This window comes from Serratia sp. YWN4, assembly GCF_055790845.1.
The window spans coordinates 3,938,969-3,953,950 of sequence record NZ_CM147696.1; the positions used below are offsets into that span (position 1 = coordinate 3,938,969).

Sequence of the window (14,982 nt, forward strand, 5' to 3'; positions counted from 1 at the left end):
AATGCCGGTCGGGGCTAACATCGTTTACTTACGCATACCATGCCTAATCCCCTCACCCTAGCCCTCTCCCCGAGGGAGAGGGGATTGGTTACCGCTAGGCGTGCAGGATGGCAATAATACCGGGATAATAAAACGTTTTCAGGCAGATAAAAATGGGGCGCGGTATCATTACCACGCCCTTGTTGCTGTTATTTTGACTTCTTCAAATGGCTCATCAAGCGCTTACGCTTACGCATCTGATTCGGGGTCAAGGTATTGCGCTTGCCAGCAAACGGGTTATCCCCTTCTTTGAACTGAATGCGGATCGGCGTACCCATCACGTTCAATGAACGACGGAAATAGTTCATCAGGTAACGCTTGTACGAATCCGACAGATCGGCCACCTGGTTACCGTGGATCACCACGATTGGCGGGTTATAACCACCGGCATGGGCATATTTCAGCTTCACGCGGCGACCACGCACCAACGGCGGCTGATGGTCATCGGCGGCCATCTGCATGATCTTGGTGAGCATCGAGGTATTAACACGACGGGTCGAACAGTCGTAAGCCTCCAATACGGACTCGAACAGATTGCCAACGCCGCTGCCGTGCAGCGCAGAGATAAAGTGCACGCGCGCGAAATCGACAAAGCCCAGGCGCAGATCGAGCATCTCTTTCACATGCTCGCGATCTTCCTCGCTCATGCCATCCCACTTGTTGACCGCAATCACCAGTGAGCGCCCACTATTGAGAATAAAGCCTAGCAACGAGAGATCCTGATCGGAAATGCCTTCACGAGCGTCGATCACCAGCAGCACGACGTTGGCGTCTTCGATCGCCTGCAACGTTTTGATTACCGAGAATTTTTCTACGGTTTCAGTAACTTTGCCACGCTTACGCACCCCGGCGGTATCGATCAGCACATATTCGCGTTCATCACGTACCATCGGGATATAGATGCTGTCACGGGTGGTGCCCGGCATGTCATACACCACCACACGCTCCTCGCCGAGGATGCGGTTAGTCAGTGTGGACTTACCCACGTTAGGGCGGCCAACAATCGCCAGTTTGATCGGCAAATCCCGCGGGTTGAAGTCGTCTTCCAGCTCTTCGCCTTCGCCGTCTTCCGCCATTTCATCGTCTTGTTCCGCCCAATAAGCGGCGTTAGCCTCTTCTTCGGTCAGCTCTGCTTCTTCTGGCTTTTCTGGCAGGAACGGCACCAGCACGTGTTCGATCAACTGTGCCACACCGCGCCCATGGGAAGCGGCGATCGCATACACTTCACCCAGCCCCAGCGAATAGAAATCGGCGGTGGCGGTATCAGGATCCATACCGTCGGTTTTGTTAGCCACCAGGAAAGTGGCCTTTTGACGGCTGCGCAGATGCTGGGCAATGCCCTGATCGGCAGGCATCAACCCGGCACGGGCATCCACCATAAACAGAACAATGTCCGCTTCCTCAATCGCCAGCAGCGATTGGCCCGCCATACGGGTTTCTACACCGTCTTCCGTGCCGTCAATACCCCCGGTATCGACGATAATAAATTCGTTGCCCTCAACTTCAGCACGACCATACTTGCGGTCTCGCGTTAGCCCGGGGAAATCCGCCACCAGCGCATCGCGCGTCTGTGTTAAACGGTTAAACAAGGTGGATTTACCCACATTCGGGCGCCCGACCAGCGCGACGACAGGTATCATGGTTGAAGCCTCATTACTTGATAATCAATGCGTAACCACGCCGCGCAATAGACAGCGACAGCGTCGTTTTAAAAACACGAAACGGCCCCTGAACATCAGGAGCCGTTATCCCCTTACTCTTTCAAGCTGCGGTACTGTTGGCTACACTCGCTTACCACCTGGCTACAGCTTGAAATTTATTGGGTAGACAAACCGGTACGTTAGCGGGTGAAAGCGTAAACTTTACCGCCGCGCGCCTGGATCAGCAGCTTATCGCCAGCGACCACCGGTGCAGACAGGAAGCCGGAGCTATCCACTTTCTGCTGAGCCACAAAACGGCCATCGGTCGTGTTGATCCAGTGCAGGTAACCTTCGGCATCCCCAACCACCAGATAGCCATTATACAGCGCTGGTGCGGTCAGATTACGGTGTAACAGATCGCTCTGAGTCCACAGGCTGGCACCGCCTTCGGTGTTCATTGCCACAACACGATCGTCCTGATCAACCAGGTAGATACGGCCAGCGTCAACAATGAAATCGTTCACTGAGCCCATCTCACGCTTCCATACGATCTGGCCAGAACGCAGATCCAGCGCCGTCAGGTTACCATTGTAACCCAATGCGTACACCACGTTATCAACAATCACCGGGGTGGTATCCACATCGTTCAGGCGATCGATTTCGGTCGCACCGCTCGGCTGGGTAACACGCTGTTGCCAGATCAACTGGCCCTGCTGCATCAGCACGGCGCTGACGCGGCCGTTATCACCACCGACAATCGCAGCACCAAACGCGACAGCAGGCGCAGATTCACCACGCAGCGACAACGAAGGAATATCCAGGTTGACCGTCCACTTAATGGCACCGTCAGACTCATTCAATGCCTGCAACTGGCCGTTAGTGGTATGGATCAGCACCATGCCGTCGGCAACCACCGGACGGGAAATGGCCTCACCCGCCACTTTGGTCTGCCACGTCACTTTACCGTCTGCGGTATTCAGCGCATAAACGATCGCTTTCTCGCTACCAACGAACACGTTGGAACCAGAAACCGTCAGGCCACCAGACAGCAATGCCGGTTGGTTGCTGGAGAAGAAACGGGTCTTTTCTGAAAGATCGACCGACCACTTCTCTTTGCCCTCCAGCAGATCCATCGCTTTCACGATGCCACGGCGATCGGCCGCATACACAGTGCCGTCCTGGAACGCCGGGCGCAGGTGGGAATAATATTCACCGATACCGTCGCCGACCGACGTGCTCCACACTTTATTTGGCGTGAATTGATTTTCAACTGTTGGCAGCGGCGACATGGTAACCACGTCTTCTTCGCTGCTAAACAGCGAGCAACCACTCAGCAAGGCAACGGAAACCAGCCCGACCAAGAGTGTTTTACGCAATTGCATGGGAATTCCCCTTAGCTGGACAAGTTATTCAATTTCATGCGCATCAGCCCTGCAAGCGCCTGAGAAGCATTGGATTCGATGCCTTTACTGTAAGCATCACGGGCACCTTGGGTATCGCCTTTCGCCAGCAGTACATCACCGCGAACGTCTTGCACCATGGCCAACCAGCCTTCACCTTTCACACCATCCAGCGTTTTCAGCGCTTCATCCAGCTTTTTCTCCTGCAACTGAACACGCGCCAGACGCAGGTTAATCATCGCCAGCAGGCTTTCATCTTTGGCCTGGCTCTGCGCCATCACCAATTGCTGTTCTGCTTTCGCGAAATCGTTTTGTTCAACAAAGTGCTTAGCCAACTGCAACGCTGCCAGTACGCCATAGTTATTGCTGTTGGCCTGGATAAATTTCTCAGCCGCAGCCACGTCATCCGCTTTTCCGGCTACAAGCTGTTCGCTGGCCTGTTGGTAAGCATCCGAAGCCGCCATCATGTTGGCGTTTTGGTGGCTCTGCCAATAACGCCAACCCAGCAGGGCACCAATACCGAGCACAACGCCCACGGCCAATGCTTTACCGTTTTCGATAAAGAAATTACGCACGGCATCAAGTTGTTCGTTTTCAGTGGTATAGACTTCCACGGTGTCCTTCTCCTTAACCTAACATCAAGGCCAGACGCGTTGCGACTTCGCTTTGCGCCAGCGTTTCTTGTTCACCACTGCGCAGGTCTTTAACCACCACCTGCTGTGCCGTAACTTCATTTTCACCCAGGATCAGGGCAATGCGAGCGCCCCATTTGTCTGCCCGGGTGATCTGCTTCTTAAAGTTACCGCCGCCATAGTTGGTCATCAATTTAATCTGCGGTGCGGCATCACGCACGCTTTCTGCCAGTTGCATAGCGGCACTCTGCGCGCCTGCACCGGAAGAGATAACATAAACATCAATGGTGGCCGGAGCTTTGAAGTCTGGATTAACGGCCTGAACCAGCAACACCAGACGCTCCAACCCCATGGCAAAACCTACGGCAGGTGTAGCACGCCCGCCCAGTTGCTCAACCAGGCCGTCGTAGCGGCCACCGGCACACACGGTGCCTTGCGCGCCAAGACTGGTGGTCACCCACTCAAATACCGTGCGGTTGTAATAATCCAGACCACGAACCAGACGTTCGTTGACGGTATATGGGATACCTGCCAGCGTCAAAAGTTCACATAAGCCATTGAAGTGCTCTCTGGACTCTTCATCCAGATGATCGGAAAGGCGCGGCGCATCGTTCAGCAGGGCCTGCACCTCGGGATTTTTGGAGTCCAATACGCGCAACGGGTTGCTGTACATGCGGCGTTTGCAGTCTTCATCCAGCTTTTCCTGATGCTGTTCCAGAAAAGCGACCAGCGCATCACGGTAGTTGGCACGCGCTGCCAACGAACCAATTGAGTTCAGTTCCAGCTTGACGTGCTCGGCAATACCCAGCGCTTTCCACCAGCGGGCGCTCAGCAGGATGAGCTCTGCATCAATATCCGGCCCTTGCAAGCCAAAAACTTCGGCCCCTAACTGATGAAACTGGCGATAACGACCTTTTTGTGGACGCTCATAGCGGAACATCGGGCCGATGTACCACAGACGCTGCTCTTGATTGTACAGCAGACCATGTTCGATACCGGCGCGAACGCAGCCAGCCGTCCCTTCCGGGCGCAGCGTCAGGCTTTCGCCATTGCGATCCTCAAAGGTATACATCTCTTTTTCTACGACATCGGTCACTTCACCAATGGCGCGTTTAAATAACGGGGTCTGCTCTACAATCGGCAAGCGGATTTCGCTGTAACCGTAGCCGCTCAGCACCTGCTTAAGAGTGCCTTCAATTCGCTGCCATAATGCCGTGTCTTCCGGCAGGTAATCGTTCATGCCGCGAATGGCTTGAATGTTTTTTGCCACGTGAGTTCTCTGTCCGTTTTATATAAAAATGAACCCGATTATAGGGACTTTGCCACCCACGGTTCAATGTGGATACGCTTTTAAGCCCACAGGGCTCATCAAAAAGCGGGCCTAAATGCCCGCTACACCGACTTTATTGCTTACTTTTCCAGCAGATTGATCGCAATACGATTGGATTGATCCAGCATCGCCGCTTTGGCGCGAATCTTCGCTTCCAGTTGGTCAATCATCTGCTCGTTGTCAAAACGCTCTTTCTGACGCACGCCGTCTTCGTAAAAACCGCTCTTATTGTGCCCACCGGTTACGCCTAAGGTAGACACCAGCGCTTCACCCGGCCCGTTCACCACGCAACCGATAATGGAAACATCCATCGGCGTGATGATATCTTCCAGGCGCTGTTCCAGCGCGTTGACGGTGCCGATCACGTCAAATTCCTGACGTGAACAGGTTGGGCAAGCGATAAAATTGATACCGCGTGCGCGGATGCGCAGCGACTTCAGAATATCAAAACCGACTTTCACTTCTTCTATCGGATCGGCGGCCAGCGAGATACGCAAGGTATCGCCAATGCCTTCCGACAACAGCATGCCCAGGCCAATCGCCGACTTCACGGAACCGCTGCGCGCGCCACCAGCTTCGGTAATGCCCAGATGCAACGGTTGGTCGATACGTGCGGCCAGCAAACGGTAAGATTGCACCGCCAGGAAGACGTCAGACGCCTTTACGCTCACCTTGAACTGATCAAAGTTCAGACGATCGAGGATGTCGACGTGGCGCATTGCCGATTCCAGCAGTGCTTCCGGCGTAGGTTCGCCGTACTTTTCCTGAATATCTTTTTCCAGCGAACCGCCGTTGACACCAATGCGGATGGGGATATTTTTATCGCGCGCGCAGTCAACCACCGAGCGGATACGGGATTCGTTACCAATGTTGCCAGGGTTGATGCGCAGGCAATCCACGCCGTATTCGGCAACCTGCAACGCGATGCGGTAATCGAAATGGATATCGGCCACCAGCGGCACATTAACCTGTTGCTTGATCAGCCGGAATGCTTCAGCGGCGTCCATGGTAGGAACGGAGACGCGGACGATGTCGACACCCACCCGCTCCAACGCTTTGATTTGATTCACCGTCGCTGCAACATCGGTGGTACGTGTGTTGGTCATCGACTGCACGGCAATCGGTGCGCCATCGCCAATAGGCACCTTGCCGACGTAAATACGTGTTGATTTGCGGCGGTTAATGGGTGCTTGGTTATGCATCACTTACTCTCCATTGTTGCTCTGACGTAACGACAATGGCCGCGCAATTACTGCGCGGCAACGGTCAGACGAGCAACACGGTTTGACTTAACAAACCGGCTTAAATCAACCGGCTTACCTTGATATTGAATCTGTACTGCGGCCGGTGCGCCAATGGTCAGTTTATACGGCGCGGTTCCTGCCAGATTCAAGCGGGTTCCCCCTTTCTGGATACCGCTGAACAAGCTTTTACCCGTAGCATCCGTCACCTGCAACCAGCAGTCGGCGGAGAAATCCATCACCAATCCGTTAGCCTCTTCAGCAGGTGCACCAACGGCAGCTTCACCGGTTGGTAACTGAGCCTGCGCGACAGGAGTCGCTGGTGTAGCCGTTGGGATAGCCGCCTGACTTGGCGCTACAACAAGCTGCGGAGCCGTTTGTGCCGCTGTAGCAGTTGGAGGAACCTGCTGAGGAACTGGAGTCACCGCCGCATTATTGGCTACCGGAGCTACGCTGCTTTCTGGCGCAGTTCCGTTATCAGCCGCAGAAGCAGCACCATCGTTCAAGGGAACCGACTCACCATCATTATTATGCTGGGAAAGCTGGGCCGATGATTGGTCAGCCATGGTCGCAATCTCTTCCTGCTGCGCCTTGTGGTTTTGCCACCACCAGGCACCGGTCAGGCCAACGACCACAAACACGATCAACCAGGTAAAGCTCATCAACCAGCCATCACGCTTTTTACGGCGTTTGCCCAGCGAGAAGCTCTGCATCTGAGCCACTTTGGCCACTCTGGCAGGTGCCTGTTTTGCCAACATCGGCAACAGTTCATCTTCTGGTACATGTACCAGTTTGGCGTAGGAACGGATATAACCGCGCACGAAGGTCGAAGCCAGATCGGCAGAAAGAGTGTCACTTTCGATCTCACGCACGGTAGACATTTTGAGACACAGGCGCTCTGCAACGGCCTGTTGACTCAGCCCGAGCTGTTCACGGGCCTGACGCAGACGTTGACCTGTCGTCATAGATACGGTTTTATCTTGGGAGTCTTCAGTATTCATTAGCTAAGAACTGCTGGTACTGTTTGGATTGTGGAAAACTTCGCGCTAACTGCTTGCCATAACGTTGAACGCTATCCTGACGGCCTGCTAACGCGGCGAAACGAATCTGTAACCATAAACTGTCGGCACTGGCCGGCAGAACATGTTGATAACTATCCAATAAAAGTTGCGACTGCGCGCGTTTCCCTTCTCCAAATTGCTTTTCTGCCTCCACTAACAGTGGAGCGCCCTTGTCCGGATCAATCTTCAGCGCCCGCGACAACAACTTGCGTGCCTCATCGTTTTGCCCGGCTTTGAGGAAACAGTAACCTGCATTTTCCAGACTGTCGGCAACCTGGCCGTAATCTTGCGCCAGTGCCGCAGCGCTAAACTGCTGTTGGGCCGGTACATACTGCCCTAAACTACAGAGAAACGCACCGTAATTATTCAGTACGGTGCCATTGGCAGGCGCAAGTTTGAGCGCTTGCTGATAACGCTGTTCAGCGGCGGCGTTATCACCGATCCGCTGAAGGTAGAGTGCCATACCCAGTTGAGTACGATAATCCTGTGGGGCGGCGTCTGCTGCTTTTTCCAGATTCTGCTTCGCGGCCTGCATATCACCTTGATTGAGATATTCCAAACCCAGTTGCAAACGCGTTTGACCCGCCGCCGGTTCACCTTTATCCGGCACCGAACTTGAGCAGCCCGCCAGCAAACCGGCTGCCAATAACACACCCCACAGTTTCAGCTTCATGCTTGCACTCATTCCTTATCTGATGTTACCCGATCGCCTGAAGGATTGCTGCTCACATAACAGGCTGTTAGATAACAAAAAAATCATGCTATAAGGTTCAGACCGCCCGTACGTTGATAGGTTCCCCGGCCATTCTCTTTTTCAGGGTACGCTTAGTACGGTCGATCACTTCACCCGCCAACTGCCCACAGGCAGCATCTATGTCGTCGCCGCGGGTTTTACGAACAATAGTCGTAAAGCCGTATTCCATCAATACTTTAGAGAAACGGTCTACGCGGCTGTTGGAACTGCGGCCATAAGGCGCACCTGGGAACGGGTTCCATGGGATCAGGTTGATCTTGCAAGGCGTATCTTTCAGCAGTTCCGCCAACTGATGCGCATCGTCGGTGCTGTCGTTGATGTGATCCAACATCACGTACTCAACGGTGACGCGCCCCTGATTGGCATTGGATTTATCCAGGTAACGACGCACCGCCGCCAGGAAGGTTTCGATATTGTATTTACGGTTGATCGGCACGATCTCATCGCGGATCTTGTCATTCGGCGCATGCAGCGAGATCGCCAGCGCGACGTCGATCATATCACCGAGTTTATCCAACGCCGGAACCACGCCAGAGGTGGACAGGGTCACACGGCGTTTTGACAGGCCGAAACCAAAGTCATCCAACATGATTTCCATTGCAGGCACCACGTTGTTCAGGTTGAGCAACGGCTCTCCCATCCCCATCATCACCACGTTGGTGATTGGGCGCTGGCCGGTGACTTTCATCGCGCCGAGGATTTTGGCCGCACGCCACACCTGACCAATGATTTCCGACACGCGCAGGTTGCGGTTAAAGCCCTGCTGCGCGGTCGAACAGAATTTACACTCCAGCGCGCAACCCACCTGTGAAGAAACGCACAAGGTGGCGCGATCGCCGTCCGGGATATACACGGTCTCAACCTGCTGATCGCCGACTTTGATCGCCCACTTGATGGTGCCATCCGTCGAACGCTGCTCTTCCGCTACTTCCGGCGCACGAATTTCAGCGACGCTTTGCAGCTTATTGCGCAGAACCTTATTGATGTCGGTCATCTGCTCAAAATCGTCACAGCAGTAATGGTACATCCACTTCATTACCTGATCGGCACGGAACGGTTTTTCCCCCATATTGGCGAAAAACTCACGCATTTGCTGGCGGTTCAAATCCAGCAGGTTAATTTTGGCCGCAGCCGGTTGTTCCGTTTGAACGGCAGAATCAGTTAATGAATTATTTTCAGACGCGATGGGTTCTAACATAATGATCTCTTGGCCTCGTTGTTACACGTTATGGCTCGAAAGAATGGAAAGTAAGTGTGTCATTCAGGCCGCAGAGAGAGGCGCTAAAAACACGCCCCAGATAAGATGGCTTACCTGGGGCGCGGCATTGTACAAATTTTAGTAGCGGGTTTCCACGCTTGAACGGCTTTCACGGCATTTTTATTGTATCTACCGGTAAATAGCCTGCTTCAGCAGCAAAACGGCCGCCATTAGCGCGGGCAGATTTCGCTTTCGTTGAAGAAGTAGGCGATTTCACGCTGGGCAGATTCTACCGCATCAGAACCGTGCACGGCGTTAGCGGTGAAGCTATCGGCATAATCAGCACGCAGGGTACCAGCCAGCGCGTTGTCTGGGTTGGTTGCGCCCATGATGTCACGGTTACGCTGTACGGCGTTTTCTGCTTCCAGCACCTGAACCACGATCGGGCCAGAAGTCATGAACTCAACCAGACCATCGAAGAAAGGACGGCCTTTGTGCTCGGCGTAGAAGCCTTCGGCTTGTTCGCGAGTCAGGCGCAGCATTTTGGAAGCAATGATTTTGAAACCCGCGCGCTCGAAACGAGCATAGATTGCGCCGATGTCATTGTTAGCGACTGCGTTTGGTTTAATGATGGAAAAGGTACGTTCTACGGTCATGGTGGCCTCTATATGATCCAAAACAGGCCGGACGAAAATTGGGGTGCCGGCCTTCTCAAGTGGCGCAGATTATATGTGTGCCGTTAACGCTTGCCTACGGGAAAATCAACATTTCATTAAAAAAAATCTCTCAATTCCCCATGTTCTGTGACGGCGCTTCCTGTCGCAGCCAACGAATTCCCCAAGAGGATGCTTATTGTGTGGTATCCGTCGAAGGAATGAGATTACGCAGCCAACTGCCCCAGCGGCGCTGATAGAACGGCTGTGTATGGATGATTAGGTAGTGGCTGACGCCACGCTCCTTTTCCGATACCAGGCAAAAATCGACAGGATCGTCATTCGGGGCAGTGGCGCTGGCAACGCTGCCTGCTTCACTGATCAAGGCGTCGATCTCAGCCGGTTCGCCATCCACTTCCAGGCCGATCAACAGATTAGGTTTCTCATCCACCGCCCGATCGTGCATCAGCGCCAGAAACGCCCGGCGCACCGGTTTACGCTGGCTGAACAGCGTAGTTAACGCATCCACCATCGCCGAAGGATAGGTTTCAGGCTGGCCCAGCAGGATTTGGCTGTCTTTATCGACGTAGTGCTCCGCCGGTTTCACTACCCCGCCGGTGGCTAACAGCATGGCGATCTCATCTGGGAAAAACTCTTTACCGTATTCCGCTTTCGGGTTAAGGAACAACTCGGCGCCCTGAGTGATTTCAAACAGCACGCGCGCTGGCATAGCGATAAAGGGTTGTTCATCTTCCACCGCTTTTTGCAGCGTTTCCAGCGAAGAAAAGAACGGCACAACGCTGCTGCCATCCTGCTTTTCCCAATGCTGAATATTCACCGGGGTCTCGGCATTCAGCGTGATGTCACCTTGCTGCTGCACCTGCTCGCTGTCGCCCAGAATGTAAACCGTCGAATCCAGCAGTTCACGGAAAAATGCCGGACGATGCGCCGGTTCCGATACCGCCAGTTTCAGAAGGCGCTCAAGTTCATTTTCGCCTGGAACGGCATCGTCATCATGGTGGTGGGAACTCATTACTTACTCCAATGTATTAAGGGTTCAGCATGCTGAACCCTTAGGGAAAACGTCATTTTAAAACCAGGCAATTATTTGGCTTTGCTCAGCAGCAGATTAGCCAGCGTGCGCACGCCCAGGCCGGTTGCGCCTGCTGACCACTGCTCCACGGCACCTTTGCGATAGGTGGCAGAACAATCGATATGCAGCCAACCCTTCTGGTAGTTCTGCACAAAATGCGACAGGAATGCCGCGGCGGTGCTGGCCCCCGCGCTATGAGCCGCACCGGCGACGTTATTCAGTTCAGCAAAGTTCGATGGCAACTGGCTGCGGTGGAATTCTGCCAGCGGCAAGCGCCAGAACGGCTCGTGCTCATCGTCGGCACTGGCCAGCAGTTCCTGCGCCAAAGCATCATCAAAACTGAACAGGGCGTGATAATCGTTACCCAACGCCGTTTTTGCCGCACCGGTCAAGGTAGCACAATCGATAATCAGTTCAGGGTTTTGCGCACTGGCGTCGATCAGACCATCGGCCAACACCAGCCGCCCTTCGGCATCGGTATTCATCACTTCAACGGTCTTGCCATTGCGGTAGCGGATGATATCACCCAGCTTAAACGCGTTGCCGCTGACCATGTTATCTGCACAGCACAGGAACAGTTTCACGCGCTGTTTCAGGCCGCGAGCCGCCGCCAACGCCAGCGCACCGGTGATGGTCGCCGCACCGCCCATGTCGGACTTCATCGAATCCATAAATGCGCTTTGCTTCAGGCTGTAACCGCCGGAGTCAAAAGTAATGCCTTTGCCTACCAGACAGGCAAACACCGGAGCATCGGGATTGCCGGTCGGGTTGAAATCCAGCGCCAGCAGCACCGGCGAACGATCGGAACCTCGGCCAACGGTGTGGATACCGGCATAGTTTTGCTCACGCAGATCTTCGCCTTTGGTGATGCGGTAATTGACCGCACCACAGGCAACGTCACACATCAGATCGACTGCGCGAGTCGCCAATTGCTCTGGCCCGAGTTCTTCTGCTGGCAGATTGATAGTGTCACGCACCCAATCGACGATCTTCAGGCGTTGAGCCAGTTCGTTACGTTCCGCTTCTGGTAATTCTGCCCATTCGACACTGCGTTGGCCTTTTGGCCCACGGAACCCTTGCCAGAAGGCCCAGCTTTGTTCCAAACCCCAACCCTCACCGGCCAACTTCACTTTTTTGATTCCCTGGCCGTCAATCTTGCGCGCGGCACGCTGGATCGCACCCAACTTGCCATTACCGAGCAGATGGATAGTCATGCCGTCGTTATTGGTACTCAGCAGCGCTTTTTCACCCCAGCGCGCATCGGCGGCGTCGTGGGACAGCGTGATCTGCATGATTTCAGTTGTCATAGCCTTACTCCAGTCCGGATTATTCTTTTATTAATCGTATTGGATACAATATAAACGGGCCACCAATGGCAGCCCGTTACGCTATTTATTCCGCTTCATCTAACCAGACCAGCAGGATCGCTTCCAGTATTTTTTCGTTGGAAGCCTGTGGGTCATCATCGAATTCTTCCAGATCGCAGATCCATTGGTGCATATCGGTAAAACGCACGGTTTTCGGATCGGTGTCCGGGTATTGATCGTACAGGGCTTCGCCGATTTCACGGCTGTCGGTCCACTTTAGTCCCATGATTATCTCCAGCAGTACATTGTGCCTCATTTTACCCAATGGATTTCAAGTTGCAGCTAGGCGACAAACTCGTGAATCCCCAGGAGCTTACTTGAGTAAGTGACTGGGGTGAGCGAGTGCAGTCAACAACGCTGCGGCTTGAAAGACGAAGGGTAAATTAGTGCTCGCGCGCGTGATTAATGGTATAGCGCGGCATCTCGACCACCAGATCTTCATCGGTGACGCGCACTTGGCAGCTCAGGCGGCTTTCTGGCTCCAGCCCCCAAGCTTTGTCCAGCATGTCATCTTCCAGCTCGCTGCTTTCGGCCAGTGAATCAAACCCTTCACGCACGATACAATGGCAAGTGGTACAGGCGCAGGATTTCTCGCAGGCGTGTTCGATTTCAATTCCGTTACGCAGCGCAACATCGAGAATGGTTTCCCCTTTCTCCGCTTCCAGTACTGCTCCCTCTGGGCATAAATCTTGATGGGGCAGGAAAACAATTTTTGGCATGGTTAAACCTCATCCACAGAATGGCCAGCCAGCGCACGGCGAATGGAGGCATCCATGCGGCGCGCGGCAAAATCTTGAGTTGTTGCATCGACTATTTTTATGGCAGCTTCGATCGCGGCAGGATCGTTGCCCTGCATCGTCTGTTGCAGGCTGGCTACCGCAGCGTTGATCGCCTGGCTTTCTTCATCGCTCAGCAGCGCGGCATCGCTCGCCAACGCCCCTTGCAGACTTTCCAGCACGCGTGAAGCATCCACGCGCTGTTCCGCCAGCATGCGCGCGCCGATATCGCCTTGTGCGTTAGCCATGGAGTCTTTGATCATGTCAGCAATTTCGGCATCAGAAAGCCCATAAGAAGGCTTCACCTGAATAGAGGCTTCAACGCCGGTGGATTTTTCCATCGCCGTCACGCTCAACAGGCCATCGGCATCCACCTGGAAAGTGACACGAATATGCGCCCCGCCCGCAGGCAACGGCGGCAAACCACGCAGCGTGAAACGTGCTAAAGAACGGCAATCCGGCACCAGTTCGCGTTCCCCTTGCAGCACATGAATCATCATCGCGCTCTGGCCGTCTTTAAAGGTAGTGAACTCTTGCGCACGTGCCACGGGAATGGTGGTGTTACGCGGGATCACTTTTTCCACCAGGCCGCCCATGGTTTCCAGGCCCAGCGACAGCGGGATCACATCCAGCAGCAGCATTTCGCTGTCCGGCTTATTGCCCACCAGAATATCCGCCTGAATTGCAGCGCCGATGGCGACCACTTTATCGGGATCGATAGAGGTCAGCGGCGTGCGGCCAAAGAACTCGCCCACCTGCTCACGCACTAACGGCACACGTGTAGAACCCCCTACCATCACCACTTCCAGCACCTCGTCGGCGCTGACACCAGCATCTTTCAGCGTGCGACGGCAGGCCATCAGGGTGCGCTTCACCAGTGAAGCGATCAGTGATTCGAATTGTTCGCGGGTCACTTCGCCTTGCCAGCCAGCAACCTCAACCTTGGTGCTTGGCGCATCGCTCAGGGCGATTTTGGCGGCAATCGCGGCATCCAGCAGTTGGCGCTGAACGCCGTGGTCGCTACGGTCGGCCACACCGGCTTGCTCACGCAGCCAATCGGCCAGCAGATGATCGAAGTCATCGCCGCCCAACGCGGAATCACCACCGGTCGCCAGCACTTCAAACACGCCACGGCTGAGGCGCAGAATGGAAATATCAAAGGTGCCACCACCCAGATCGTAAACGGCAATCACCCCTTCCTGACCGGAATCCAGCCCGTAGGCGATCGCTGCTGCGGTAGGTTCATTCAGCAGGCGCAACACGTGCAGGCCAGCCAGACGCGCGGCGTCTTTGGTGCCCTGGCGCTGTGCATCGTCGAAATAAGCCGGAACGGTGATCACCACACCATCAAGTTCGCCTTCTAACGCCGCAGTTGCCCGTGCAGAAAGTGCTTTGAGAATATCGGCAGACACCCCGATCGGATTCATCAGGCCAGCGGCGGTAACCATCATTGGCAAGCCGTTATCGCTGGCCTGAAACTGGTATGGCAGGTTCGGATAACGCTGCTGCACATCGGCCAGAGAACGGCCCATCAGGCGTTTGACCGAACTGATGGTATTAGCCGGATCCTGTGCTGCCTGCGCGCGTGCGGCCCAGCCTACGTGATGTTCTTCGGCCTGATAATGCACGACCGAAGGCAGCAGCTCGCGCCCCTGCTCGTCGGCCAGCGTTTCCGCCTGCCCGCTGCGCACGGTAGCAACCAGCGAATTGGTGGTGCCTAAATCGATCCCGGCAGCCAGGCGGCGCTGGTGTGGCGCGGCGCTGAGACCAGGTTCACTAATTTGTAATAAGGCCATGT

At 54.6% G+C, this 14,982-nt stretch carries 14 protein-coding genes; all 14 read right to left on the reverse strand.

Annotated features, from left to right (window positions below):
* Window positions 1-188: 188 nt before the first annotated feature.
* Window positions 189-1,679, reverse strand: a complete 1,491-nt coding sequence (der, locus tag ACX9GT_RS18450) for a ribosome biogenesis GTPase Der (RefSeq protein ID WP_473188124.1) — start codon at window positions 1,677-1,679, stop codon at window positions 189-191.
* 200 nt (window positions 1,680-1,879) lie between these two features.
* A complete protein-coding gene (bamB, locus tag ACX9GT_RS18455; protein WP_473188125.1) occupies window positions 1,880-3,061 on the reverse strand; it encodes an outer membrane protein assembly factor BamB in 1,182 nt (393 codons plus the stop codon).
* A gap of 11 nt (window positions 3,062-3,072) precedes the next feature.
* Entirely contained in the window at window positions 3,073-3,693 is a 621-nt protein-coding gene (locus ACX9GT_RS18460) for a YfgM family protein (protein WP_473188126.1), read from the reverse strand.
* A gap of 13 nt (window positions 3,694-3,706) precedes the next feature.
* Window positions 3,707-4,981, reverse strand: a complete 1,275-nt coding sequence (hisS, locus tag ACX9GT_RS18465; RefSeq protein ID WP_473188127.1) for a histidine--tRNA ligase — start codon at window positions 4,979-4,981, stop codon at window positions 3,707-3,709.
* Window positions 4,982-5,121: 140 nt separating this feature from the next.
* Window positions 5,122-6,243, reverse strand: coding sequence for a flavodoxin-dependent (E)-4-hydroxy-3-methylbut-2-enyl-diphosphate synthase (gene ispG, locus ACX9GT_RS18470; protein WP_473188128.1), 1,122 nt, complete (start codon window positions 6,241-6,243; stop codon window positions 5,122-5,124).
* A gap of 47 nt (window positions 6,244-6,290) precedes the next feature.
* Window positions 6,291-7,283: a cytoskeleton protein RodZ gene (gene rodZ, locus ACX9GT_RS18475; RefSeq protein ID WP_473188129.1), complete on the reverse strand. Its 993-nt coding sequence runs from the start codon at window positions 7,281-7,283 to the stop codon at window positions 6,291-6,293.
* The gene (gene pilW / locus ACX9GT_RS18480; protein ID WP_473188130.1) at window positions 7,273-8,016 is read right to left on the reverse strand and encodes a type IV pilus biogenesis/stability protein PilW; all 744 of its coding nucleotides are present in this window, start codon (window positions 8,014-8,016) and stop codon (window positions 7,273-7,275) included. The genes rodZ and pilW overlap by 11 nt, the downstream gene beginning before the upstream one ends.
* 97 nt (window positions 8,017-8,113) lie before the next feature.
* Window positions 8,114-9,295, reverse strand: a complete 1,182-nt coding sequence (rlmN, locus tag ACX9GT_RS18485) for a dual-specificity RNA methyltransferase RlmN (protein WP_473188131.1) — start codon at window positions 9,293-9,295, stop codon at window positions 8,114-8,116.
* 230 nt (window positions 9,296-9,525) lie between these two features.
* Entirely contained in the window at window positions 9,526-9,951 is a 426-nt protein-coding gene (gene ndk / locus ACX9GT_RS18490) for a nucleoside-diphosphate kinase (protein WP_004952077.1), read from the reverse strand.
* A 193-nt stretch (window positions 9,952-10,144) separates the two neighbouring features.
* Window positions 10,145-10,981 carry an enhanced serine sensitivity protein SseB gene (gene sseB / locus ACX9GT_RS18495; protein WP_473188132.1) on the reverse strand — a complete coding sequence of 279 codons (837 nt, stop codon included), beginning with the start codon at window positions 10,979-10,981 and terminating at the stop codon, window positions 10,145-10,147.
* Between the two features lie 71 nt (window positions 10,982-11,052).
* Window positions 11,053-12,348 carry an aminopeptidase PepB gene (pepB, locus tag ACX9GT_RS18500; protein ID WP_473188133.1) on the reverse strand — a complete coding sequence of 432 codons (1,296 nt, stop codon included), beginning with the start codon at window positions 12,346-12,348 and terminating at the stop codon, window positions 11,053-11,055.
* Window positions 12,349-12,433: 85 nt separating this feature from the next.
* Window positions 12,434-12,634, reverse strand: coding sequence for a Fe-S cluster assembly protein IscX (gene iscX / locus ACX9GT_RS18505; protein WP_006327336.1), 201 nt, complete (start codon window positions 12,632-12,634; stop codon window positions 12,434-12,436).
* A 157-nt stretch (window positions 12,635-12,791) separates the two neighbouring features.
* Window positions 12,792-13,127, reverse strand: coding sequence for an ISC system 2Fe-2S type ferredoxin (gene fdx, locus ACX9GT_RS18510; RefSeq protein WP_473188134.1), 336 nt, complete (start codon window positions 13,125-13,127; stop codon window positions 12,792-12,794).
* Window positions 13,128-13,129: 2 nt separating this feature from the next.
* A complete protein-coding gene (hscA, locus tag ACX9GT_RS18515) occupies window positions 13,130-14,980 on the reverse strand; it encodes a Fe-S protein assembly chaperone HscA (protein WP_473188135.1) in 1,851 nt (616 codons plus the stop codon).
* Window positions 14,981-14,982: the final 2 nt, after the last annotated feature.

Bases quoted from the DNA above. Each gene is read 5' to 3' on its own strand.
- der (WP_473188124.1), bottom strand. From the start codon at position 1,679: ATGATACCTGTCGTCGCGCTGGTCGGGCGCCCGAATGTGGGTAAATCC.
- bamB (WP_473188125.1), bottom strand. From the start codon at position 3,061: ATGCAATTGCGTAAAACACTCTTGGTCGGGCTGGTTTCCGTTGCCTTG.
- ispG (WP_473188128.1), bottom strand. From the start codon at position 6,243: ATGCATAACCAAGCACCCATTAACCGCCGCAAATCAACACGTATTTAC.
- rodZ (WP_473188129.1), bottom strand. From the start codon at position 7,283: ATGAATACTGAAGACTCCCAAGATAAAACCGTATCTATGACGACAGGT.
- pilW (WP_473188130.1), bottom strand. From the start codon at position 8,016: ATGAAGCTGAAACTGTGGGGTGTGTTATTGGCAGCCGGTTTGCTGGCG.
- rlmN (WP_473188131.1), bottom strand. From the start codon at position 9,295: ATGTTAGAACCCATCGCGTCTGAAAATAATTCATTAACTGATTCTGCC.
- ndk (WP_004952077.1), bottom strand. From the start codon at position 9,951: ATGACCGTAGAACGTACCTTTTCCATCATTAAACCAAACGCAGTCGCT.
- sseB (WP_473188132.1), bottom strand. From the start codon at position 10,981: ATGAGTTCCCACCACCATGATGACGATGCCGTTCCAGGCGAAAATGAA.
- pepB (WP_473188133.1), bottom strand. From the start codon at position 12,348: ATGACAACTGAAATCATGCAGATCACGCTGTCCCACGACGCCGCCGAT.
- iscX (WP_006327336.1), bottom strand. From the start codon at position 12,634: ATGGGACTAAAGTGGACCGACAGCCGTGAAATCGGCGAAGCCCTGTAC.
- fdx (WP_473188134.1), bottom strand. From the start codon at position 13,127: ATGCCAAAAATTGTTTTCCTGCCCCATCAAGATTTATGCCCAGAGGGA.
- hscA (WP_473188135.1), bottom strand. From the start codon at position 14,980: ATGGCCTTATTACAAATTAGTGAACCTGGTCTCAGCGCCGCGCCACAC.